19 protein-coding genes are annotated in these 19287 nt (G+C 69.3%); 6 read left to right on the top strand and 13 right to left on the bottom strand.

What is annotated here, in order from left to right; genetic code table 11:
• Window positions 1–66: 66 nt before the first annotated feature.
• From ASC91_RS14450 to ASC91_RS14440, 3 genes are all read left to right on the top strand, one after another.
• A complete protein-coding gene (locus ASC91_RS14450; RefSeq protein ID WP_056199582.1) occupies window positions 67–1272 on the top strand; it encodes a nitronate monooxygenase family protein in 1206 nt (401 codons plus the stop codon).
• Between the two features lie 101 nt (window positions 1273–1373).
• Window positions 1374–2816, top strand: a complete 1443-nt coding sequence (locus ASC91_RS14445; protein WP_056197868.1) for a hypothetical protein — start codon at window positions 1374–1376, stop codon at window positions 2814–2816.
• Between the two features lie 36 nt (window positions 2817–2852).
• Window positions 2853–3296 (top strand): hypothetical protein, encoded by a 444-nt coding sequence (locus ASC91_RS14440; RefSeq protein ID WP_056197866.1) that lies wholly within the window; start codon window positions 2853–2855, stop codon window positions 3294–3296.
• 3 nt (window positions 3297–3299) lie between these two features.
• Here the strand turns inward: ASC91_RS14440 and ASC91_RS14435 are convergent, their stop codons facing one another.
• The 7 genes from ASC91_RS14435 to ASC91_RS14405 all read right to left on the bottom strand — a co-directional run bounded on the left by ASC91_RS14435 (window position 3300) and on the right by ASC91_RS14405 (window position 13135).
• On the bottom strand, window positions 3300–3863 hold the full coding sequence (locus ASC91_RS14435) for an SCO family protein (protein WP_056197864.1): 564 nt from the start codon (window positions 3861–3863) through the stop codon (window positions 3300–3302).
• Window positions 3860–4588 (bottom strand): formylglycine-generating enzyme family protein, encoded by a 729-nt coding sequence (locus ASC91_RS14430; RefSeq protein ID WP_056197862.1) that lies wholly within the window; start codon window positions 4586–4588, stop codon window positions 3860–3862. The genes ASC91_RS14435 and ASC91_RS14430 overlap by 4 nt, the downstream gene beginning before the upstream one ends.
• A complete protein-coding gene (gene nirK, locus ASC91_RS14425; RefSeq protein WP_056197860.1) occupies window positions 4588–6021 on the bottom strand; it encodes a copper-containing nitrite reductase in 1434 nt (477 codons plus the stop codon). Before nirK ends, ASC91_RS14430 begins: the two co-directional genes overlap by 1 nt.
• A 206-nt stretch (window positions 6022–6227) precedes the next feature.
• On the bottom strand, window positions 6228–8105 hold the full coding sequence (locus ASC91_RS14420; protein WP_162247793.1) for a serine protease: 1878 nt from the start codon (window positions 8103–8105) through the stop codon (window positions 6228–6230).
• A 267-nt stretch (window positions 8106–8372) separates the two neighbouring features.
• The gene (locus tag ASC91_RS14415) at window positions 8373–9413 is read right to left on the bottom strand and encodes a hypothetical protein (RefSeq protein ID WP_056197851.1); all 1041 of its coding nucleotides are present in this window, start codon (window positions 9411–9413) and stop codon (window positions 8373–8375) included.
• Between the two features lie 69 nt (window positions 9414–9482).
• The gene (locus tag ASC91_RS14410) at window positions 9483–12905 is read right to left on the bottom strand and encodes a BTAD domain-containing putative transcriptional regulator (protein WP_056197849.1); all 3423 of its coding nucleotides are present in this window, start codon (window positions 12903–12905) and stop codon (window positions 9483–9485) included.
• 17 nt (window positions 12906–12922) lie between these two features.
• Window positions 12923–13135, bottom strand: coding sequence for a hypothetical protein (locus ASC91_RS14405; protein ID WP_157281630.1), 213 nt, complete (start codon window positions 13133–13135; stop codon window positions 12923–12925).
• A gap of 103 nt (window positions 13136–13238) precedes the next feature.
• Here ASC91_RS14405 and ASC91_RS29825 point away from each other — a divergent pair, with 103 nt between their 5' ends.
• From ASC91_RS29825 to ASC91_RS14390, 3 genes are all read left to right on the top strand, one after another.
• The gene (locus ASC91_RS29825) at window positions 13239–13454 is read left to right on the top strand and encodes a hypothetical protein (RefSeq protein ID WP_056197845.1); all 216 of its coding nucleotides are present in this window, start codon (window positions 13239–13241) and stop codon (window positions 13452–13454) included.
• Between the two features lie 4 nt (window positions 13455–13458).
• The gene (locus ASC91_RS14395; protein ID WP_162247792.1) at window positions 13459–14001 is read left to right on the top strand and encodes a 2'-5' RNA ligase family protein; all 543 of its coding nucleotides are present in this window, start codon (window positions 13459–13461) and stop codon (window positions 13999–14001) included.
• A gap of 92 nt (window positions 14002–14093) precedes the next feature.
• Window positions 14094–14282, top strand: a complete 189-nt coding sequence (locus tag ASC91_RS14390) for a hypothetical protein (protein WP_056197841.1) — start codon at window positions 14094–14096, stop codon at window positions 14280–14282.
• Between the two features lies 1 nt (window position 14283).
• Here the strand turns inward: ASC91_RS14390 and ASC91_RS14385 are convergent, their stop codons facing one another.
• Genes ASC91_RS14385 through pxpB form a run of 6 tightly spaced genes read right to left on the bottom strand, consistent with a single transcriptional unit; the run spans window position 14284 to window position 19261 of the window.
• Window positions 14284–15267 (bottom strand): DUF72 domain-containing protein, encoded by a 984-nt coding sequence (locus ASC91_RS14385; protein WP_056197840.1) that lies wholly within the window; start codon window positions 15265–15267, stop codon window positions 14284–14286.
• A complete protein-coding gene (locus tag ASC91_RS14380) occupies window positions 15267–16226 on the bottom strand; it encodes a DUF979 domain-containing protein (protein ID WP_056197838.1) in 960 nt (319 codons plus the stop codon). Before ASC91_RS14380 ends, ASC91_RS14385 begins: the two co-directional genes overlap by 1 nt.
• Window positions 16223–16939: a DUF969 domain-containing protein gene (locus ASC91_RS14375; RefSeq protein ID WP_056197835.1), complete on the bottom strand. Its 717-nt coding sequence runs from the start codon at window positions 16937–16939 to the stop codon at window positions 16223–16225. Before ASC91_RS14375 ends, ASC91_RS14380 begins: the two co-directional genes overlap by 4 nt.
• Window positions 16940–16953: 14 nt before the next feature.
• Entirely contained in the window at window positions 16954–17688 is a 735-nt protein-coding gene (gene pxpA / locus ASC91_RS14370; RefSeq protein WP_056197833.1) for a 5-oxoprolinase subunit PxpA, read from the bottom strand.
• A complete protein-coding gene (locus ASC91_RS14365; protein WP_056197831.1) occupies window positions 17673–18605 on the bottom strand; it encodes a biotin-dependent carboxyltransferase family protein in 933 nt (310 codons plus the stop codon). The genes pxpA and ASC91_RS14365 overlap by 16 nt, the downstream gene beginning before the upstream one ends.
• Complete coding sequence (gene pxpB / locus ASC91_RS14360; RefSeq protein WP_157281628.1) at window positions 18602–19261, bottom strand: 5-oxoprolinase subunit PxpB; 660 nt, start codon at window positions 19259–19261, stop codon at window positions 18602–18604. The genes ASC91_RS14365 and pxpB overlap by 4 nt, the downstream gene beginning before the upstream one ends.
• Window positions 19262–19287: the final 26 nt, after the last annotated feature.

Below are 19287 nucleotides of genomic sequence, written 5' to 3'. Positions count from 1 at the left end.
CAGATCAAAGTGGTGCGTGGCGCTTGCGCCCAGCATCGCCCCTTCCGCCTTTCATCCGCCTACGCCATGACCACTCCTTCGCTTCTCGACCGCATGGCCATGGCCAGCCTGAAACCCCTGCTGATCCGCGGCCGGCAGTTGCTGCCCATCGTGCAGGGCGGCATGGGCGTGGGCATCTCGGCCCATCGGCTGGCCGGCAGCGTCGCCGCGCAGGGCGCCTGGGGCACCATCGCCTCAGTGGATCTGCGCCGCCACCACCCCGACCTGATGGCGCGCAGCGAAGGCATGCGCGACAGCGACGAAAACAAGAAGACCGTCATCCAGCAGGCCAACCAGGAGGCACTGGCGCGCGAGATCCGCCTGGCCCGCGGGATTGCCGGCGGGCGTGGCCTGCTGGCCGTCAACGTGATGCGCGCGGTGAGCGACTACGCGGCCTCGGTGCGCACGGCGCTGCAGGAGGGCGTGGACGCGCTGGTGGTGGGTGCCGGCCTGCCGCTGGACCTGCCCGAGCTGGCCCAGGATCACCCCAATACGGCCCTCGTGCCCATCCTCAGCGACGCGCGCGGCGTGGCGCTGCTGTGGCGCAAATGGGAGCGCCGCCAACGCATCCCCAGCGCCATCATCATCGAGCACCCGGGCCATGCCGCCGGCCACCTGGGCGCGGCGCGCGTGGCCGACCTGAGCGACGCGCGCTTCGACTTCGAGACCGTGCTGCCTGCGGTGCGCCAGCTGATCCGCGACGCTGGCGTGGAGGGCCAGGTGCCGCTGATCGCCGCCGGCGGCGTGCGCTGCTGCGAGGACATCCAGCGCCTGCAGTCCCTGGGCGCCGACGCGGCCCAGCTCGGCACGGCCTTCGTCGCCACCGAGGAGTGCGACGCCCACCCCAACTTCAAGCAGGTGCTGGTGGAAGCGCGTGACGAGGACCTGGTCGAGTTCACCAGCGTGGCCGGCCTGCCCGCCCGCGCGGTGATGACGCCGTGGCTTCGCAAATACCTGAAGGCCGAGGAAAGGCTGCAGGCCGTGGCCCAGCTCAAGCAGCGCTGCACGATGGCCTTCGACTGCCTGAGCCAGTGCGGCCTGCGCGACGGCCTCAAGGGCTGGGGCCAGTTCTGCATTGACCAGCGCCTGGGGTCGGCATTGCGGGGCGAGGTCAACAAGGGTCTGTTCTTCCGCGGCCGCGGCGGGCTGCCCTTCGGCAGCCAGATCACCAGCGTGCGGCAGTTGCTGGAGCGCCTGCTGACGCCCGGCATCGCCGTTGGAACTCCTGTGTGATGCCGGCGTCCTGGCTTGACCGTGGTCACGGGGAGCTCCTATCCTCGCGCCCCATCCCGCCGGAGGCCCTGCGGCCTTGACGCCCCGAAGGAGCGCTCCCCATGTCCACGCCGCCCGACCAGTTGCCCAAGCGAGGAGGCGCCCGGACCGCCGTGCGCGAGGTGCTGGAGTCGGTCGACGCCAAACCCACGAAGAACGACCCGGTGGCCACGGCCAAGGGCAAGTACGACGCCGCCAAGCTCAAGCTCGAGCAGGGCGATCTGGCCAAGGTGCCCGGTGCGGCGCCGCCCGGCGTGGAATCAGCGCATGCCGCCGTGCAGAGCGCCCGCAATGGCCTGGTGGCTGACCCCAAGACCCTGCAGGACTTCATGCTGGCTGCCAAGGCCCTGGACGTGCTGGGCAGGAAGGTGGCTGACTACCTCAAGGCCGAGACCAAGGCCATGCAGCAGCTGAAAAAGAAATACGACGACACCAAGGCGGAGATCGACAAGGCGCTCAAGGCCCTGCCGGCCACGGCACCGAGCGGATTGACGGCCGCATTCGATGCGGTCACCCAGGCCAAGGCCAAGCTGCCCGCCGACCCCAAGACCATCACGGCCTATGTCGACGCCATCAAGGCCTTGCCGGAATTCAAGACTGCCGTGGCCGACTGCGCCAGGGCGGTAGCGCGCAAGGCCAATGTCGACAGCGGCACCGCAAAGTTCGGCTCGACGGGCACCGAGCTGAAGCAGCTCAAGGGCTCGGCCAAGCTCAACGACGAGCAAAAGCGCATCCTCGACCAGGCGCTGAAGAACCAGCTCGGCAAGACCGACAAGCCGATGTCGGACAGCGAGCTGAAGAAGTTGGCCCAGACCGTGGTCGACAAGACCAACCAGCTCGCCGAAACGCCGCTGGAGAAAGTGCCCAAGGGCAGCAAGACCATCAAGAAGGGGCTCAAGGGGATCAACGAGAAGCTGGCCCAGTCGCCCACGCTCAAGACCAATATCGTCAAGCTGCAGCAGGACAAATGGGTCATCAAGCTCAACGAGCCGGGCGGGGGTAGCTACTGCGACAAGGTCAACAAGACCATCGCCATCGACCCCAGCGACCCGCTCGACGAGGCCCTGGGTGGGCTGGCGCACGAGACCGGCCACGCGCTGTTCATGCCGCCGCCCAAGCCCACGCTGAACAGCGTGGCGGACGGGCTGGAATATGTGCGCAAGGCCACCGAGGTGGACTTCATCGACGAAGGCGAAGCCCAGCTCGTGGCCTGCCGGGCCGCCAAGGAGCATGCGGCCGAGGGCGTGGTGAGCGAGGTGCCGGCCGACGCCTCCGGCAAATTCATGGCGATCTACGACAAGCTGGAAAAAGGCGACATCGACGAGGCCACGGCGCGCCAGGAGATGGCCAAGGAGTTTGGCGACCTCATCACCAGCACGACCCATGAAGACTACAAGACCTACTATGGCCGCGGCCATATCGACACCTGGAACAGTGCCCATGCGTCCGATCCGGCCAAGCAGCTCGATTACGCTGACCTGAGCGGCGTGACCCTCTTCCCCTGATCTTTGAAGCCCGCATCCCTTTCGGAGCGCCAGCCCATGAGCGACCTGACCCTCTTCGCAATGATTGACCAGTTGGTGGCCGAGCCAGCGCTGGATCCCGCCAAGGTCTCAAGCCTCCTCGGCGTCACCCTGGTGCGGGACCCGGATGCCGACACAGCCGCCATCGAGGCCTGGGCGCCGGCTGCAGGCAAGGGCGGGGCGTATGAGGTCATCGACCTGCGCATGCCCGACCCCGACATAGGCGACGGCACGATCTTCCTCAGCGCGACACCGCGCGAGGGCGGGGGCATCGACGGCACGGCCATCGGCGCGCACTACGGGCTCGACTTCAAGACTGAGATCCCGTCGCCGCGCTTTCGCCCCGGCAGCGTGCCGGTCTATCTGGTGTACGAGCGGGACTGGGGCACGCTGTCCTTTGGCGTCACGGCGGACGCGCAGCGCCGGCTGGTTCGCTTCGTGGTGTCGACGCGCCGCCGTTGACGGTCAGGGCTGGCGCGCCGCCACCTGCTTGCGGATCGCGTTGACCATGTTTGCATCCGCGCCGGCCAGCATGGAGGTGCGCGCCGTGATGCGGCCTTCGCCGTCGAGCAGGATGAGCTCGGCGCTGTGATTGAACTCTCCGTCGGGCAGGGCGCGGTACTGGAACTTCAGCAGCGCGGCGATCTTGCGCACCGTGGCCGGGTCGGTGCGGGCCAACGTCCATTGCGAGGCGTCCAGCCCACGCTCCTTGGCCATGGCTTCCAGCTTGGCCGGCGTGTCGCGCGCCGGGTCGAAGCTGATCAGCAGCACCTTCACGCGCCGGCGCTCGGCCTCGGTCAGAGCCGCCTCGGTGTCGCGCGCCGCGTCGATCAGCATCGGGCAGACGAACTGGCAGGAGGTGTAGAACATGCTGACCAGCACCGGCTGGCCGCGTCCGCCATCCAGGCGGATCACCTGGCCCTGTTGGTTGGTCAGCCTGGCATCCAGCTGGTAGACCGAATCGCCGGGCAGGGCGGCCATGGCCGCGCCGGCCAGCAACAGCCAGGCCCAGATCAGAAATCGTTTCATGGCTTTACCTCGCGAGCACATCGAAAGCCCAGGCTGCCGGTGCTGTCGGCCGCGCTGAGAGAAGAAAGCAGCGCCACGCGCATCAGCACGGCGTAGTTCTGGCGGTCCTGCAGGTCGATGGCGCCGGCGCCACAGAACTTCAGCCGGTCCGGGTCACTGGCGCTGCGGCTGTCAGCGTTGACGAGCAGGGCGTTGAAGTCGTCCACCCATTCCCAGGCCACGCCGTGCAGGTCGCGCACGCCGTAGACGTTCGCCGAGCCCCCTACTGCTGGCAGCGCGCGGTTGGCCGGGCGGGCATACCAGCCCAGGATGCGCGCCAGCCAGGCCGGATCGCCGCGCGCGTCGGTGCGCGTGGCGTCGGCCGCGGCGGCGTATTCCCATTCGTACCAGGTCGGCAGTCGGCCGCCCTCGGACTCGCAATAGGCCTGGGCGGCGAACCAGCTGACCTCGGTGACGGGGGTGTCATCACCGCCGGTCTCGGCCCAATGGCGCAGATAGCCGGCACCGGCGAAGGCCTCAGGCGCGCGGCTGGCCTGCCATTCGGTGTGGGTGGACAGAAAGCGGCCGAACTCGCTACGCGTGACGGGCGTCTCGCGCATCTGGAAGGCCGCGACGCGCGTCGGTTCGCGGTCGGTGTCGCGGGCCAGCACGCTGTTGAGCGTGCCGGCCGGCAGGGCCACATAGGCCGCGCCGGCCAAGCCCAGCAACGCGCTGGCCAGGGCCATCAGTGTGCTGCCTGGTTGGTGGTGGCGGGCTTGGCGGCACGCTGCTTCTTGACCTCGTCGGCCGAGACGCTGCCGCCCACATTGCCCCAGCTGTTCAGCACATAGGTCAGGATGTTGGCGACCTCGTCGTCGTTGAGCTGGTTCATCGGCGGCATGACCGAGTCGTAGTCCTTGCCGTTGACCTTGACCTTGCCCGACAGGCCGTGCAGCACGACACCGACGGCGCGCTTGGCGTCCTGCCCCAGCCAGTCGGACTTGGCCAGCGGCGGGAACACGCCCGGCAGCCCGGCGCCGTTGGCCTGGTGGCAGACCGAGCAGGTGCCGGCGAACAGCGCCTGGCCGGCGGCGATCTGGTCCTTGGCCGTCAAGGTGCCGCCCGCGGCGGCCGCGGTGGCGGTGGTCACGGCGCCGAGGTTGGGAGCGGCGCGGTCACCCAGGTAGACCGAGTCGACCTCCTTGCCGGAATAGATGCTCTTGTCCTCGGGACCGTCGATCTTCAGGATGGCCAGCGCGCCCTTGTTGAAGGCGCGGAAGATGGAGTGGTCGACCATCACATAGCTGCCTGGCACCTTGGCCTTGAAGTCGACGATGGCCGCGCCGCCGGCGGGGATCAGCGTCGTCTGCACGTTCTTCTGCGCCAGCGTGCCGCCCTCGAAGCGCACGTTGTCGAAGATGGCGCCGATGACGTGGAAGCTCGACACCAGGTTGGGGCCGCCGTTGCCGACGAACAGGCGCACGCTCTCGCCCACCTTGGCCTTGATCGCCTTGTCACCGGTCAGCGCACCCTCGGCGCCGTTGAACAGCACATAGGTCGGCTGCTCGGCGATGGCCTTCTCCATGTCGAAGGGCTGCTGGCCCTTCTCGCGGTATTTGCCGGTCGTGTAGAAGTCGCCCTGCATGACGTAGAACTCATGGTCCACCTTGGGCAGGCCCTGCGGCGGTTCGACGAGGATGAGGCCGTACATGCCATTGGCCACGTGCATGCCCACCGGCGCGGTGGCGCAGTGGTAGACGTAGATGCCTTCGTTGAGGGCCTTGAAGGTGAACTGCGATTCATGGCCTGGCGCCGTGAAGCTGGATGCCGCACCGCCGCCGGGGCCGGTGACGCCGTGCAGGTCGATGTTGTGGGGCATCTTGCTGCTCGGGTGGTTCTTCAGGTGGAACTCCACCGTGTCGCCCTGGCGCACGCGGATGAAGCTGCCCGGCACGGTGCCGCCAAAGGTCCAGAAGGTGTAGCTGACGCCCTCCGAGATGGGCATGTCTTTCTCGACGACCTCCAGCTCGACGATCACCTTGGCCGGCGACTTGCGCCCGGTCGGTGGCGGCACGAAGGGCGGGCTGGTCAGCTGAGCCTGTACAACTGGCAGAGCGGGTGCGCCCTGAGCCAGCGTGGACGTGGTGATCGCGGCGAGCAGAAGCAGGCGCAGCAGCATGGCGGGTCTCCGTTGTGGTTCGGGCCATGCTAGGCAGCACAGGTAGGTGCGGCCTTGCGCTGGATCAAGCGAGGCAGCAGGGGGCTGTGCATCTCATCAACTCAACCACATCCCGCCATGCAAGCGGCCCTCCGCCTTCTCGCCCTCGTCATCCTCGCGGCCATCGTGCTGTCGCGGTTCGGTCGGGCGAGCGTACCGCCGCGCGATCAGCGCTCGTTGACCTTCGCCTGTTGCATCAGCAGGTCGAGCTTGGCCTTCATCCGGTCCTGCGGCGTGCCGGTCTCGGCGCGGTACTGGAAGGTATAGAGGACGTCCGGGGCCGGCTGGGTATCCGCAACGCCATAGATCGTGCTGATCATTTGCCTGTCGTTCGCGGTCAGCGCAACGCTGTCGTAGGGGTGGGCGTGATGCAGCCGTTTGCGCCATTCCGTCTTCGCAGCCTCGCTCCCGGCCTCTGCGGGTGTCCCATGGCGGAAGACGTCGATCTCGGTCTTCTCGTCGGCGTTGTAGGCCACGATGCCTGCGATGCCCAACTGGGCATCCGCGGCGTCACGGGTGAATGCGAAGTCCAGCCGCAGGCGGCCGTCCTGATCGATCTTCTGCAACTCGGGCCCGTAGCTGAAAGCCAAGCGGCGATCGTCGAAGGCGAAGCTGCGGCCAAAGTCGATATGCAGCACCGATGCCGCCAGCGGCTTGGGCAGCAGGGGCCGCTGTGACAGGAAGCGGTCCCATTGCGAGAGCTTTCCTTCGTAGGACGCCGCGAAGAAGCCGGTCAGCAGCTTCATCCGCTCGATCTGGAAATCGCGCCCCAGCGTGGAGACCCTGCTCTCGAAACCGACCGTACCGTCGGGCACGGGCAGGTCGAATTCGACCAGCCAGTCGCTGCCGAACCAGGTGGTGATGTGCCAGGCGCGCACTTGCCAGACCCGGCCCCAGGAGTCGGTGAAGAGGGTGTCCTCGGTGGGAGCGCCCATTGAAACGATCTTGGCATTCTCGGCATTGATGTGGATCGTGGCCGGGGACGCCTTGAGCACCACCTCCCTGGCCATCTGGGCGTCCGAATACCACTTCGCCTGATTGACGTTGTTCGGCTTGTGCCGGTGGAACACGAGGTATCCCTTGAAGTTGGCCGAGTCCTGCCAGCCCTCGCGGCCAAGATCGAGCCGCGTGTAGCTCGGCTGAGTGAAGATCCAGTTGCCGTTGCCGTTCTGCACGACGATGGCGGGCGCGCTGCGCTCGTAGAGGCCGTGAAGCAGCCGTTCGCTGCCGCTGCCGCGGGGGAAAGTCTCGTTCGCGTTGTCGGCGAGCAGCCCGCGCAGCTGCGCCGTATTGAACTCGTCCGCCGCCTTCATATAGGCCACCGACAGCTCGGCGAAGCTCTTTGGCGCAGTGATGTCCGTCTTGAATCGTCCCGACCGCGTCTTGTCGAAGACGGCAAAGCCGGCGACGGCGCGCGAATCCACGCTCACCAGGTGGTCTGGCGCGCTCTTCACGAGTGCGGCGGGAACGGCAATGTTCAGCGTGTTCTCGGAGGTGCGCATGGCGCGCACGAGACCGATCACGCTGCCCTTGACGTCGATCAGTGGTCCGCCGCTGTTGCCGCCCGATATCGGCGCGGAGAACCGCATCCACTTCCAGCGCCCGCTCTCGTCTTCCGGCGTGTCCGACGTGTAGTTCCCTTCCCGCATGACGACGCCCTCGCCGAGTGCGTTGCCGACGGCGTAGACCGTCTCGTTGAGCTCAGGCTTGTCATTCAGTTCCAGGAAGGCGGAACGATCCGGCTGCTTGGCCAGCGTGAACACCGCGAAGTCCTGGTCGATAGAGCCCTTGGTGATCTGCGCGATCGGATAGAGCCTGCCGTCCGCGTCGCGCAACATCGGCTCGCCGCGCGAGTCGCCGAACGCTGCGATCAGCACGTGCATCGCCGTGGCGTACTGGTTCGGGCCGATGGCGAAGGCAGTCCCTATCGACACGTACTTGTCGGAGCGCAGCTGGTAGGGAATCAGCTCCTGCCAGGGCTTGTCGTAGGTGACGGACTCCTGGGCCGGCTTGGGCAGGACGACTTCAAAGGTCGCCTCGCGCACTTTGCGCTGGATGTCGGCCTCCAGCGGCGCCGCGCACGCGCCGACGCAGAGCTGCAGAGCGAGAACCACAGCCCCGCCGATGCGAGCCGCCGCTATCAATGACTTTTGCATACGCCTCCCTTCTGGTGACGGCCCGAAGAAGGCTGGGCCGCCGAGGGATGCTGCGGTGGGCAGGCTGCCGGCTGGTATCGAGCGGGTGAAGAAGGATGAAGTGCCTGACGGGTGCCTGACTTGTGCCTGTCGGCCCGGCACCCCGCGCCACGCCCTTCAAACGCGACGATTCGGCCTGCGAGTTCGCCACGCCAGCACAGGCAGCCCGATCAGCAGCAGCCATGCCGCGACAGGTTCGGGCACCGCCGATGGCACGGCGTAGGTGAAGCCGCTGTCGCTTTGCAGCGTGATGCCCAGCGCGGGGTCCAGGCCGCCCATGTAGAGGTAGGCGGAGTTGCCGTAGTCGGCACTGTTGTTGCGCCCATTGAGCACATCGCCTGGCCCCCAGCCGTTGGAAAACATTCGCGTAAAGGCCACGAGCCCATAGGTGACGCTGACCTTTTCACCCACTTTGGCGGAGAAGGTCGTTTCGTAGTCCTTCAACGCGTCGCCGCCGAAATCGTCCGACACGTCCACGTTTTGATTGAACTGGTTGATGCCGAAGGAGAGCCGCCCGCCGCCTTGCCCGCTCACGTCCATCAACACCTTGACCGACACGGGGGTTCCGGCGGGCAGCACGGTCGAGTTGATGGTCACGCGATCCGTCAATTGCGCCGTGGCGCGTCCACCGATGGAGACGTCGTTGCCGCCCGCACCTTGAATCTGGACGAAGGTGGACGCGTGCAGTTGGCCGAAGGATGCGAATGCGTGTGCCCTGGCGTTCATCACGAAGTTTGGCACCTGCGAGACGTTGCCGGCGTCGAATACCGAACGCAGATGGGTCACAGTGCCGGCGTCCGTCGTTGGCGAGCCGAGCCCGATGAACCGACCGAACCCCACGCACTCGAAAGAAGCGGTGCTGCCGGGTGTGCAGGAGCCGGTCGTGATGACGTTGTCGGCACTTTGCGTGAGCAGGAGCGCCTCCACAAAGACACCGGCCGCCGTCGCTGAAAGCGACAGGGTCAGCAATGAGGCCGCCGCGGCAAGTCGTGCGCATCTGATCAGTAACGGCGCCCTGCGTGTTGTCAGCCGGCGCCGGGCCAGCCTGCCCACCAGCCACGGTTCAGGCACGACCGCAGCCACGGTCCAGTCGATGCCGTTGTCGGTCTGGGCGCTGCCGGCCGGCAGGCCGGCCATCAGGAATGCGATCAGTTTCATGGCGTGCTCCGAGATGCGGTGCCGCCACGGTAGAACGCGGCCGTTGCCGCGCCGTTGCGGCGCGCCTGTTCAGAGCCAGGTGGTGCGCAAGCTGGCCTGGATCTCGGGCCAGTCGGCCAGGCTGGCGCCCAGGCGTTCCAACCGGGCTGCGAGCACCTTGCCGCCCAGCGCCTGCGCCAGCTCCAGCGCGGCGGTGGCGTTGGTGCGGGGGTCATCGAGCACCGCCCGGGCCAGAGCCAGCTGTGACGCGTCGGCACCGGCGCGGCAGCGCACCGCCAGCATGCGCAGCCTCAGTTCGTCGTTCATGCCCGGCGCGTCGTCGTCGGGCAACCGCGCCAGCGCGCCGGCGAGGTCGCCTTCGCAGCAACAGCGTTGGGCGTCCACGAGCGCGAGCCGCTGCCGGACACGTGGGTTCTCGAGTTCGTCGGGCGGCCCCAGGCGCCGCAACCAGCTTCGCGCTTCACTCACCTCACCGCGCAGCAGCGCGCCCACCGCGCAAGCCAGCCAGACCGGCTGCCCAGCCTGCGGCGACTGGGCCAGCGCATCGTGGTCCAGCGCCGCGAGCAGGGCCGCGGCGCGTGGCCACTGGCCCAGCACCGCCATCGGCTCCAGCACCGCCATCGCAATGCCGGCGATGGACATCGGCTGACCGATGGCGATGATCTCGTCGATGGCCGGCTCGATGTGGGCCCAGGTGCGGCCCCAGTCGCCGAGCATGAAATAGGCGTCGATGAACAGCGCGCGGAACATCGTCCTGGCCTCGCTGCCCTTCTGGTCGGCGCACAAGGCCCAGCCTTCCAGGGCCACCGGCAGCGCGTCGCCGGGGCGCGTTTGCTGCAGGAAAGTGACCGCCAGGTTGTACAGGGAGAACAGCTGCGTGGGCCGGTTGCCAAAGCGCCCGGCCAGCGCGGCGGCTTCACGCAGGTCGGCCTCGGCGGCGTCCACGTTGCCGCGCTCGGCCTGGAAGGCGCCGCGCAATTGCAGGCTGCGGGCGATTAGCATGCCGTCGCCGCGCTGCCGGCTGGCGGTGACGAACTGGTCGGCACGCGTGACAGCCGCATCGAAATGCGCGGCGGAGAACTCCAGCATGGCCAGCGATGCCAGCAGCTCCGCGCGCTCGGGGTGGGCGGGGTGGACGAGGGCCAGCGCCTCATCGCCCAGCATGCGAGCCTCGTCGATGCGGCCGTGCCGTTGCAGCGCGTCCATGCGCAGCGACAAGCCGCGCAGCCGCTGGCTGTCGTCGGTCGGCAGGGGCAGCGCGTCGAGCAGGGCGAGTGCGGCCTGGGCGCCCTCGCCGCGCACGAGATAGCGGGCGAGAGCGTGGCCCGCGTCCACCTCGACATCGGGCGGCAGTGCGGTGCCTGCGCGCAGGTCTTCCAGGCGTTGCCGGCAGGCCTCGGCCTCGGTGCGGCGGCCCAGGCCGTTTTCAGCCTCCAGCAAACGGGCCAGCAGCATGGCGGCCTGGGGCGGCGTCGGCTCGTCGGCCAAGCCGTGTTGCCAGTGCCGCGCCGCTTCGCCCAGTGCCGCCAGCGCGCGGGCGGCATCGCCAGCGGCCAGCCGGTGGGCGACGGCACGTCGGGGCTCGCCGCAGGCTTCGAAATGGCGCGCGGCCTCGGCGGTTGCGCCCAGCGCTTCGGCCCCCAGCGCCAGGCGGTGGTGCACCAGGCGCCGCCGCACCGGCTCCAGGGCCGAGTCCAGCGCCTGGCGTGCCAGGTCGTGCGCCCAGGCATAGCCGCCGGCCGCATGGGCCCGCACGAGCTGGGCGCGTGCTGCCTGCTCCAGCGCCTGCACCGTCTCGAGTTCCGACAGCGCGCAGGCCGAGGCCAGCCAGGCGGCACCGAAAGGCTCACCGGCCAGCGCGGCCGCTTCGAGCAGGCGTGCCGTCTGCGCGTCCAGTCGGCGCACCCGCGCCAGCACGGCCTCGCGCACGCTGGCGGGCATGGGCAGCTCGCGGTAGTCCTGCGTCACGGCGTCGAACGGAGTGCGCCAGCGGCCTTGCTCGTCGACGTCCAGCACCGCAGTCTCGGCCAGGTCGCGCAGCGTCTCCGAGATGAAGTAGGGGTGGCCGCCGGTGGCGCTGCACAGGCGCTCGGCAAAGCGCACCGGGTCGGCGGCGCCGGACAATTGGCGCACCAGCTCGTACACCGCTTCCGCCGACAAGGGACCGAGCGCGACCGTCTCGGCCGCGAGTGCCGCGCTGAAGCCCAGCAGTTCGGGGTCGTCGCTGGCGCCGCGCCAGCAAACCAGCTCGATGGTGCCTTCCGAGCCGGCCTCGCGGCGGCGTGCGGCGGCGCGGGCCAGCAGCGTGCGGCTGGCGGGGTCGGCCAGCTGCCAGTCATCCAGCACGAGGGCGTCGAAGGCGCCGCGCGACAGCGCCAGCCAGGCCTGGATGCAGGCCTCGTCGAAGCGCAGCCGCTCGGCCTGCGTGCGCAGCGGCGCCGGTGCCGGGCCCAGTTCGGGCAGCAGCCGGGTCACTTCGGCCACGATCCAGTCGTCCAGCCCGCGCAGGTCGGGCGGCTCGCCAGCCAGCACGCGCAGCACGCGGGCACAGGCACCGAAGGCGATGTCATGGTCGCCGCTGCGGCAGCGCACCAGCGCATAGGCGCCCTGCGAGGCCGCGAAATCGGTGGCCAGGCGGGTCTTGCCGACGCCAGCCTCGCCGACGATGACGACTGCGGTGCGGCGCGCCCAGGCGCCTTGCAGCCGCGCCACCTCGGTGGCCCGGCCGACGAAGGGCAGGCGCTCCGGCCAGGCCTGCGGGGGGCGGATGGGCAAGGGCGGGGCAGCCGGCGCGCTGCCGCGCAGCGACTGCGCCAGCGCCACGGTCTCGGGCATGGGCGCCAGCCCCAGCTCGGCCGCCAGCATGGCCTGGCAGCGCTCAAACTGGCGCAATGCCGCCTCGCGCTGGCCAGTGGCAGCCAGCAGGCGCATGGCCTGGCGGTGATGCCGCTCCTGCAGGCCGTCCTCGCTCAGCAGGGTCTGCACATAGCCCAGCGTGGCGGGCAGGTCGGCGCGCACCTCGGCGGCTGCGGCCGCGGCCTCCAGCGCGCGCAGCCGCAGTCGCAGTGCCCGCTCGCGCGCGGCGCTCAGCCACGGCGCGAACTGCGGCGCGTCGTCCAGCTGCAGGCCGTCCGCCAGCTCGCCCGGCCAGCCCGCAAGCGCCAGCTCGGGCATGGCTTCGGCCAGCAGCAGGTCGCAACGCAGCGTATCGCCAGGGTGCAGATGGTCGTCATCGGCCCGAAAGGATTCGGGCACGCCCGCCTCGCGCAGCCGCGCCAACTCGCGGCGCAGGTTGCGGCGCGCGCTGGGTTCGTCCAGATCCGGCCACAGCAGCGCGCACAAATGCGGGCGGCTGGCGCCGCCGTCCAGCGCGAGCACCAGCAGCAGCGCCTGCGTCTTGCGGTTCGTCAACGCCACGGGATGGCCACCGCGCCAAAGGCGCACCGGCCCCAACACGCGCAACTCCAGCTCGGCACCCGACGGTTCTTGCATGCGCGGATTGTGCGAGGTCAGCGCAGGCCGCTCGACGTGGCCGGTGCATTCGACATAGGGGTGCTCAGGAAGCGCGCCAGCTCGAAGGGGCTGTCGAAGTCGCGCTGGCTGCCATCGTCCAGCACCACGCGGGCGCTGAACGCACCCGGCCCCGGTGCCCACCAGGTGAGCAGACCGCAGCGCGGCGCCGCGAGTGCTCGCAGCCGGGTGGTGTTCTCGTCCATCGACATGCAGCGACTGTGGTGGCCAGGCGTTGCGGCAGCGTTGCGTGGCACGTGGGCTTCAGGGTTCGCGGCCGGAGCGTTAAGCTGCCGCGCCTTCACGGAGCAATTCATGCGCGCAGCCTTCAGCCTTCTCGCCCTCGTCATCGTCGCGGCCATCGTGCTGTCGCTGGTCAAGAAGCAGGCCTCGGCCTTGAAGCCGCCGCCTGGTTCACCGGCGGCCAGTGCCGCCCTGCCCATGCCAAAGGCCGTTGGCGAGCAGGTGCAGAGCAGCATCGACGAAGCCGCCAAGCGTGCGGCCGAGGCCGCCTCCGCTGCCACCAATTGAGGCCGTGGCCGGCCACAAGCTCTTCTTCGCGCTGCGGCCGGATGAACAGGCGGCCGAGCGCATTGCGCGCGCCGCAGCCGCCGAACATGTGGCGCGCGGCCTCGTGCCGCGGTTCAGGCCGAGCCGCATCTTCCACATCACGCTGCACTACTTCGGCCGCTTCGAGGGTGAGCCTGACCCGCAGCTCGTGGCGCAGGCGATGCGCGCGGCGGCCGAGCTTGTCTGGCCGGCCTTCGACGTCGGCTTCGAGCGCTTTGCGAGCTGGGGTCGCGAAGGCGCACGCCAGCACCCCTTCGTCCTGACCGGCGGCCAGAGCCTGGAGGCGGTGCGCGAGCTGCGCGACGCGCTGGCTGATCGACTGGTCGACCATGGCCTGCCGGCAGTGAAGGACTATGAGCCCCATCTGACGCTGCGCTACGACAAGCGCCCGGCGCCTGCCTGGGAGGTCGACCTGGCGGGCTGGACGGCGAGCGAGCTCGTCCTCGTTTCCAGCCCCCAGGGCCTGACGCAGCATGACGTCATTGCACGTTGGCCGCTGCAGGGCTGAGGTCTGCTCCTACAGCCCTTGAAGCTGGCGGCCGACGGGCGCGTGGTTGCGGATCGACCACGATCAAGCAACCCCTGCCAGCGGAGGCCACCATGATCCTCAAGCCCGTTCTTGCCGTCCTCGCCACCTCGGCCCTGACCATGAAGCTGGTCCAGCACCTGGGCCAGAAGCATCACCAACGCCGCGTGCGCCACGACGGTAAGCAGCATCGCGAAGATGTCAGTCGCTGGGAAGCAGAGGGCGGCAATCTGCCGGAGCCCCAGCTGCCGGCCAAGCGCTGAGTCAGCCGTCGACGATGGCTTGAGCGAGTGCCCGAACGCTCAGCGGCGCCGAGCCTTCGGCCTTGTTGGAAATGGTGATGAAGGCGTCCTGCCCGGCGCCCGCGGTGCCGCGGATGATGCGGGCCAATTCGGCGCGCGTCTCGGAGTCGGGGTCCAGCATCTCGTTGAACTCGCCATAGCGCTTCTCGGCCTCTTCGTAGCCATAGGGGCCGTGCAGGCGGTTCAGGTTCCATCGCACCACCAGCGGCCCCGGCCACAGCGCGCGCAGCAGCGGCAGTTGCTCGGCCAGCGGCGGCAGCTTGGGATGCAGGCCGACGCAGTAGCGCGCGCCCGTGTCGCGCAGCAGGGCCGCGAGATCCGGAGTCAGCCAGGCCGCGTCGCGCACCTCGACAGCGATGACGCCGGCGGGTGGCTTGGGCAGGGCCAGCAGCAGTGCATGCAGCCGGTCGAACTGCTCGCTCATGCGCGCAAGCAGCGGCCCGGGCAAGGGGCTGAGCTGGAAGACGAGGGCGCCTATCGTGGCGCTCAGGCCTTCGAAAGCGGGCTCGATGAAATCCTGCATTGCCGCCGTCGGATCCAGGAACAGCGGGTTGAGTTCCTGGCCGCGTCCGTCCTCGCTGCGCAGCAGCGCATCCGTGACGAGGCTGGGTGCCTTGACCGTGAATCGAAAGCCCTTGGGCACCTGCTGCGCGTGGCGCTCGAAGTCGCTGGCCGCAATCGGCCGGTAGAAGCCGCGGTCGATGCCCACGGCGCGCAGCAGCGGGTGGGCGGCATAGGCCGTGAGGCCGGTCTTGGACAGCGTCGCCTCGCTGTGCCTGCCAGCCCAGACCAGCCCCTCCCAGCCGGGGTAGCTCCAGGTCGACGTGCCGAGATGGATGTGTGGCGACAGACTTGCTGCCAGCGCCAGGTCTTCGGGCACCGGCGGCGCGGGTTGCACACCGCGCGGCCGCTTCTCGGGCGGGCCGCCGAACAGCTCGTCCTGCATCAGAACATCAGCACCTTGAGGAGGACGATGTTGACGCCCAGCAGCATCAGCGCCGTGGGCCATTGCGCGCGGATGACGGCGTTCTTGTCCTTCAGCTCGAGCAGGGCGGCGGGGATGATGTTGAAGTTGGCGGCCATGGGCGTCATCAGTGTGCCGCAGTAGCCGCAGAACATGCCGATGGCGGCCATCACGGCCGGGTTGCCGTGGTGCATGCCAAGCAGGATGGGGATGCCGATGCCGGCCGTCATGACCGGGAAGGCCGCGAAAGCATTGCCCATGACCATGGTGAACAGCGCCATGCCCAGGGCGTAGGCTGCCACCGCGAACAAGGCGTTGTCGACGGGGATATAGCTGGTGGTGAGATGGGCCACGGCCTTGCCGACACCAGCATCGGTGAACAACAGGCCCAGCGTGGCCAGCAGCTGCGGCAGCAGGACCGCCGGCCCCATGGTCTCCAGCAGGCGGCGCGCCTCGCGCAGGGCCTGCATGGGACGTTCGCGCGTCATCCACAAGGCGCCAACCAGGCCGACCAGTGCGCCGAGGCCGACGCTGATCAGCGTGACGTTCTTGGGTTCGACGAGCAGCAGGCCGCCGACGTGGACGTCCTTCAAGGTCAGCGTGCCGACCAGCGCCAGTGTCGTGATGGCCAGGATGGGCAGGAAGAGCTTGTTGCCCAGGCGCGCCGCGCTGGCCTGGCGCTCGGCGGGCTCGCGTGCCGGATGCTTGCCGAAGGACACGCCGCCCAGGCCGCCGAGTGCGGCAAGCATGAGGACGATCAACCCGCAGACGACGGGCGGCAGGTTGTCGCCGACCAGGTAGATGACGGCCCACAAGGCCCAGAGCAGGCCGCTGCTCCAGCGCCGCGGGTTGCTGTGGTCGCGGCAGGTCAGCCAGGCGACGATGAGCAGCGCGGCGCCGGTCAGCAGGAAGAGCTGGTCGAGCTTGAGGAGGGCGGTCATGGCTTGGCTTCCTCTTCAGCACGGGCGCGGGCGATGTCCTGCGGCAGGCGATGGTCCATCCGGATCAGCCGCGCGGCGTGGATGACGAAGGCGGCGATGGCGGTCGGGATGCCCCAGAGGGCGATGTGCAGCGGGTCGGTGACGATGCCGTTCTCGGCCAGGAAGGTCTGCATCAGCACGATGGAGCCGAAGGCGACGAAGATGTCCTCGCCGAAAAAGAGGCCGACGTTGTCGGTCGCTGCGGCCATGGCCTTCCACTTGTCGCGCACGGCCTGCGGCACGGGGCCGTGGGTCTTCTCGGCGGCGGCTTCGGTCATGGGCGCGACCAGGGGCCGAACCATCGGGGCATGGCCGCCCAGCGACGTCAGGCCCAGCGCCGCGGCGGTCTCGCGGATGAAGAGGTAGACGACCAGCAGACGGCCCGCCGTCGCCGAGCGTATGCCTGCGATCCAAGTCTGGGCACGTTCGCGCAGGCCGTGGCGCTCCAGCAGGCCGATGATGGGCAGGGGCAGCAGCAGGGTCAGCGGCAGGTTGCGCGTCTTTACGAAGCCGGTGCCGAGCTTGGCGAGGATGAGGTCCGGCGGCAGCTTGGCCGCGAGGCCGGTCGCGATGCCGGCCACCGCGACGACGAGGACGGGGTTGAAGCGCAGCACGAAGCCGACGATGACGACGGCGACGCCGATCAGCGGCCACAGGGAAACGTCTGCAGTCATGAAAAAGACTCCGGTCAGGGGCGCAGTTGCACGCCGGCTTGGGTGAGGGCTTGGTTCAGCGCCCGGGCGAAAGCGAGGGCGTGGGCGCCGTCGCCATGCAGGCAGATGGTCTGGGCCTGCAAGGGAACGATCTCTCCGGTGACGGCCTGCACGACACCTTCGCGCACCATGCGCAGCGTGCGGGCGACGGCTTCGTCGGTGTCTTCGACGAAGGCGCCGGGCAGGCTGCGCGGCACCAGGCTGCCGTCGGCGCGGTAGCCGCGGTCGGCAAACACCTCGGCCACGGCGCGCAGGCCGGTGCGCTCGGCCGCTTTCAGCAGTTCACTGCCGGCAAGGCCGTAGAGAGCCAGTGCTGGGTTGACGTCGAGCACGGCGGCGGCGACAGCATCGGCCAATGCCGGATCACGCGCGGCCTGGTTGTAGAGGGCGCCGTGCGGCTTGACGTGATGCAGTCGGCCGCCGGCCGCGCGCACCAGGGCGTCGAGGGCACCGATCTGGTAGATCAGGTCGGCTTTCACATCGGCCGGTGCGAGCTGCATCTCGCTGCGGCCGAAGTTCTCGCGGTCGGGGTAGCTGGGGTGGGCGCCGATGGCCACGCCGCGTTCCAGTGCTGCGACCACGGTCGTCTGCATCAGCCGCGCACCGCCGGCATGCCAGCCGCAGGCGATGTTGGCGGAGCTGACGAGGGCCAGCAGCTCGGCGTCGTCGGGTGCGCCTTCGCCGAGGTCGGCGTTCAGGTCGACATGCATAGGGCAGTCCTCAGTTGGGCCAGCGTGGCCTGGCGCTCGCGCAGTGCGGCGAGGGCCTCGTCGGTGGTGCAGGGGGTGAAGCGCAATGTGGCGCCGAGGCGCAGCTGGCCGAGCTTCCACAGGTCGGCGCGGATGACGACGCCGATCTTGGGATAGCCGCCTGTCGTCTGCGCATCGGCCAGCAAGACGATGGGCTGGCCCGAGGGCGGCACCTGGATGACGCCAGGCAGCACGCCGTGCGAGGCCAGCTCGGCGCCGCGCTCGCGCTTCAGGGCGGGTCCGGCAAAGCGGTAACCCATGCGATTGCTTTGCGGCGTGAGCTGCCAGTCGGCCGCCCAGAAAGCTTCGCGCGCAGTGGCAGAGAAGTCCTTGTGCTCGGGGCCGGGCAGCACGCGCACGCTCGCGCCCCAGTCAGGCGCGCGGATGCCGATGCTGCGAGCGGGCAAGCGCTCGGGCGCGGCCAGCGGCAGCACATCGCCATCGCGCAGCGCGCGACCACCGAGCCCGCCGAAGCCGGCCTTGAGGTCGGTGCTGCGCGAGCCCAGGGCGGCGGGCAGCGCGATGCCGCCGGAAACCAGCAGATAGCTGCGCATGCGCTCGCGCGGCGCGGCGAGCTTGAGCGTCTGGCCGGCCTGCACGCGCTGCCGCCACCAGGGGCGCAGCGGGCGGCCGTCGAGGCTGGCGTCGGCATCGGTGCCGGTGACGGCAATGCAGCAGTCGGCTCCAAAGCGCAGTGTGGCGGGGCCGAGGGTGAACTCGAGGCCGGCGTCGTCGACGGGGTTGCCGACGAGCAGATTGCCCCAGGCGAGCGCGATGTCGTCCAGCGCCCCGCAGCGGCTGATGCCGCGGTCGCGCCAGGCCTCGCGGCCGAGGTCCTGCACGGTGGTCAGCGGGCCGGCGCGCAGCAACTCGATCATGCGAGGTCCGCCACGAAGCGCACGCGGTCACCCGGTGCGAGCAGCGTGGGCGGCTCGGCCTTGGGGTCAAACAGGGGCAGGGCGGTGTGGCCGATGAGCTGCCAACCTCCCGGCGTGGCCAGCGGATAGATGCCGGTCTGCGCGCCGCCGATGCCGACGCTGCCAGCCGGCACTGCCGTGCGGGGCTCGCTGCGGCGCGGCGTGTGCAACGAGGCGTCCAGCCCGCCGAGGTAGGCAAAGCCGGGCTGGAAGCCGATGAAGTAGACGATGTACTCGGCCTCGGTGTGGCGTTGCACGACCTCGTCGACCGAGAGGCCGCAGTGCGTGGCGACGTCGCCCAGGTCGGGGCCATGCGCGCCGCCGTAGTTGACGGGAATCTCGACGAGGCGGCCCGCCTGCTGGCGCCGCAGCGGCCTGGCCCAAAGCGCGCGGGCGGCCTGCTCGAGCGCCTGACCGTCGGTGTGCAGCGGGTCGAAGGTCAGCGTCAGGTTGTTCATGCCCGGGATCAGGCCGAGTACGCCTTCGGCCTGCGCCAGGCCTGCGCCGAGTTGCCAGATGCGCTGCTGGTGTTCGATCGCGATGGGTGCATCGACCGCGCAGCACAGCGCCGCTTCGCCCAGGGGGCGAATGAGGAGGTCGGGCAGCGCGGTACTCATTTGAATTTCAATAAAACGTATACGAT

This window comes from Pelomonas sp. Root1237, assembly GCF_001425055.1.
Taxonomy (GTDB): domain Bacteria; phylum Pseudomonadota; class Gammaproteobacteria; order Burkholderiales; family Burkholderiaceae_C; genus Pelomonas.
Note: the sequence above shows the minus strand (reverse complement) of the source record. Positions and strands in the feature narration are given on the sequence as shown.

What these genes read in the sequence shown, in the direction of transcription:
- ASC91_RS14450 (WP_056199582.1), top strand. Translation starts at nt 67, where the DNA reads ATGACCACTCCTTCGCTTCTCGACCGCATGGCCATGGCCAGCCTGAAA.
- ASC91_RS14445 (WP_056197868.1), top strand. Translation starts at nt 1,374, where the DNA reads ATGTCCACGCCGCCCGACCAGTTGCCCAAGCGAGGAGGCGCCCGGACC.
- ASC91_RS14440 (WP_056197866.1), top strand. Translation starts at nt 2,853, where the DNA reads ATGAGCGACCTGACCCTCTTCGCAATGATTGACCAGTTGGTGGCCGAG.
- ASC91_RS14435 (WP_056197864.1), bottom strand. Translation starts at nt 3,863, where the DNA reads ATGAAACGATTTCTGATCTGGGCCTGGCTGTTGCTGGCCGGCGCGGCC.
- ASC91_RS14430 (WP_056197862.1), bottom strand. Translation starts at nt 4,588, where the DNA reads ATGGCCCTGGCCAGCGCGTTGCTGGGCTTGGCCGGCGCGGCCTATGTG.
- nirK (WP_056197860.1), bottom strand. Translation starts at nt 6,021, where the DNA reads ATGCTGCTGCGCCTGCTTCTGCTCGCCGCGATCACCACGTCCACGCTG.
- ASC91_RS14415 (WP_056197851.1), bottom strand. Translation starts at nt 9,413, where the DNA reads ATGAAACTGATCGCATTCCTGATGGCCGGCCTGCCGGCCGGCAGCGCC.
- ASC91_RS14410 (WP_056197849.1), bottom strand. Translation starts at nt 12,905, where the DNA reads ATGCAAGAACCGTCGGGTGCCGAGCTGGAGTTGCGCGTGTTGGGGCCG.
- ASC91_RS14405 (WP_157281630.1), bottom strand. Translation starts at nt 13,135, where the DNA reads ATGTCGATGGACGAGAACACCACCCGGCTGCGAGCACTCGCGGCGCCG.
- ASC91_RS29825 (WP_056197845.1), top strand. Translation starts at nt 13,239, where the DNA reads ATGCGCGCAGCCTTCAGCCTTCTCGCCCTCGTCATCGTCGCGGCCATC.
- ASC91_RS14390 (WP_056197841.1), top strand. Translation starts at nt 14,094, where the DNA reads ATGATCCTCAAGCCCGTTCTTGCCGTCCTCGCCACCTCGGCCCTGACC.
- ASC91_RS14385 (WP_056197840.1), bottom strand. Translation starts at nt 15,267, where the DNA reads ATGCAGGACGAGCTGTTCGGCGGCCCGCCCGAGAAGCGGCCGCGCGGT.
- ASC91_RS14380 (WP_056197838.1), bottom strand. Translation starts at nt 16,226, where the DNA reads ATGACCGCCCTCCTCAAGCTCGACCAGCTCTTCCTGCTGACCGGCGCC.
- ASC91_RS14375 (WP_056197835.1), bottom strand. Translation starts at nt 16,939, where the DNA reads ATGACTGCAGACGTTTCCCTGTGGCCGCTGATCGGCGTCGCCGTCGTC.
- pxpA (WP_056197833.1), bottom strand. Translation starts at nt 17,688, where the DNA reads ATGCATGTCGACCTGAACGCCGACCTCGGCGAAGGCGCACCCGACGAC.
- ASC91_RS14365 (WP_056197831.1), bottom strand. Translation starts at nt 18,605, where the DNA reads ATGATCGAGTTGCTGCGCGCCGGCCCGCTGACCACCGTGCAGGACCTC.
- pxpB (WP_157281628.1), bottom strand. Translation starts at nt 19,261, where the DNA reads ATGAGTACCGCGCTGCCCGACCTCCTCATTCGCCCCCTGGGCGAAGCG.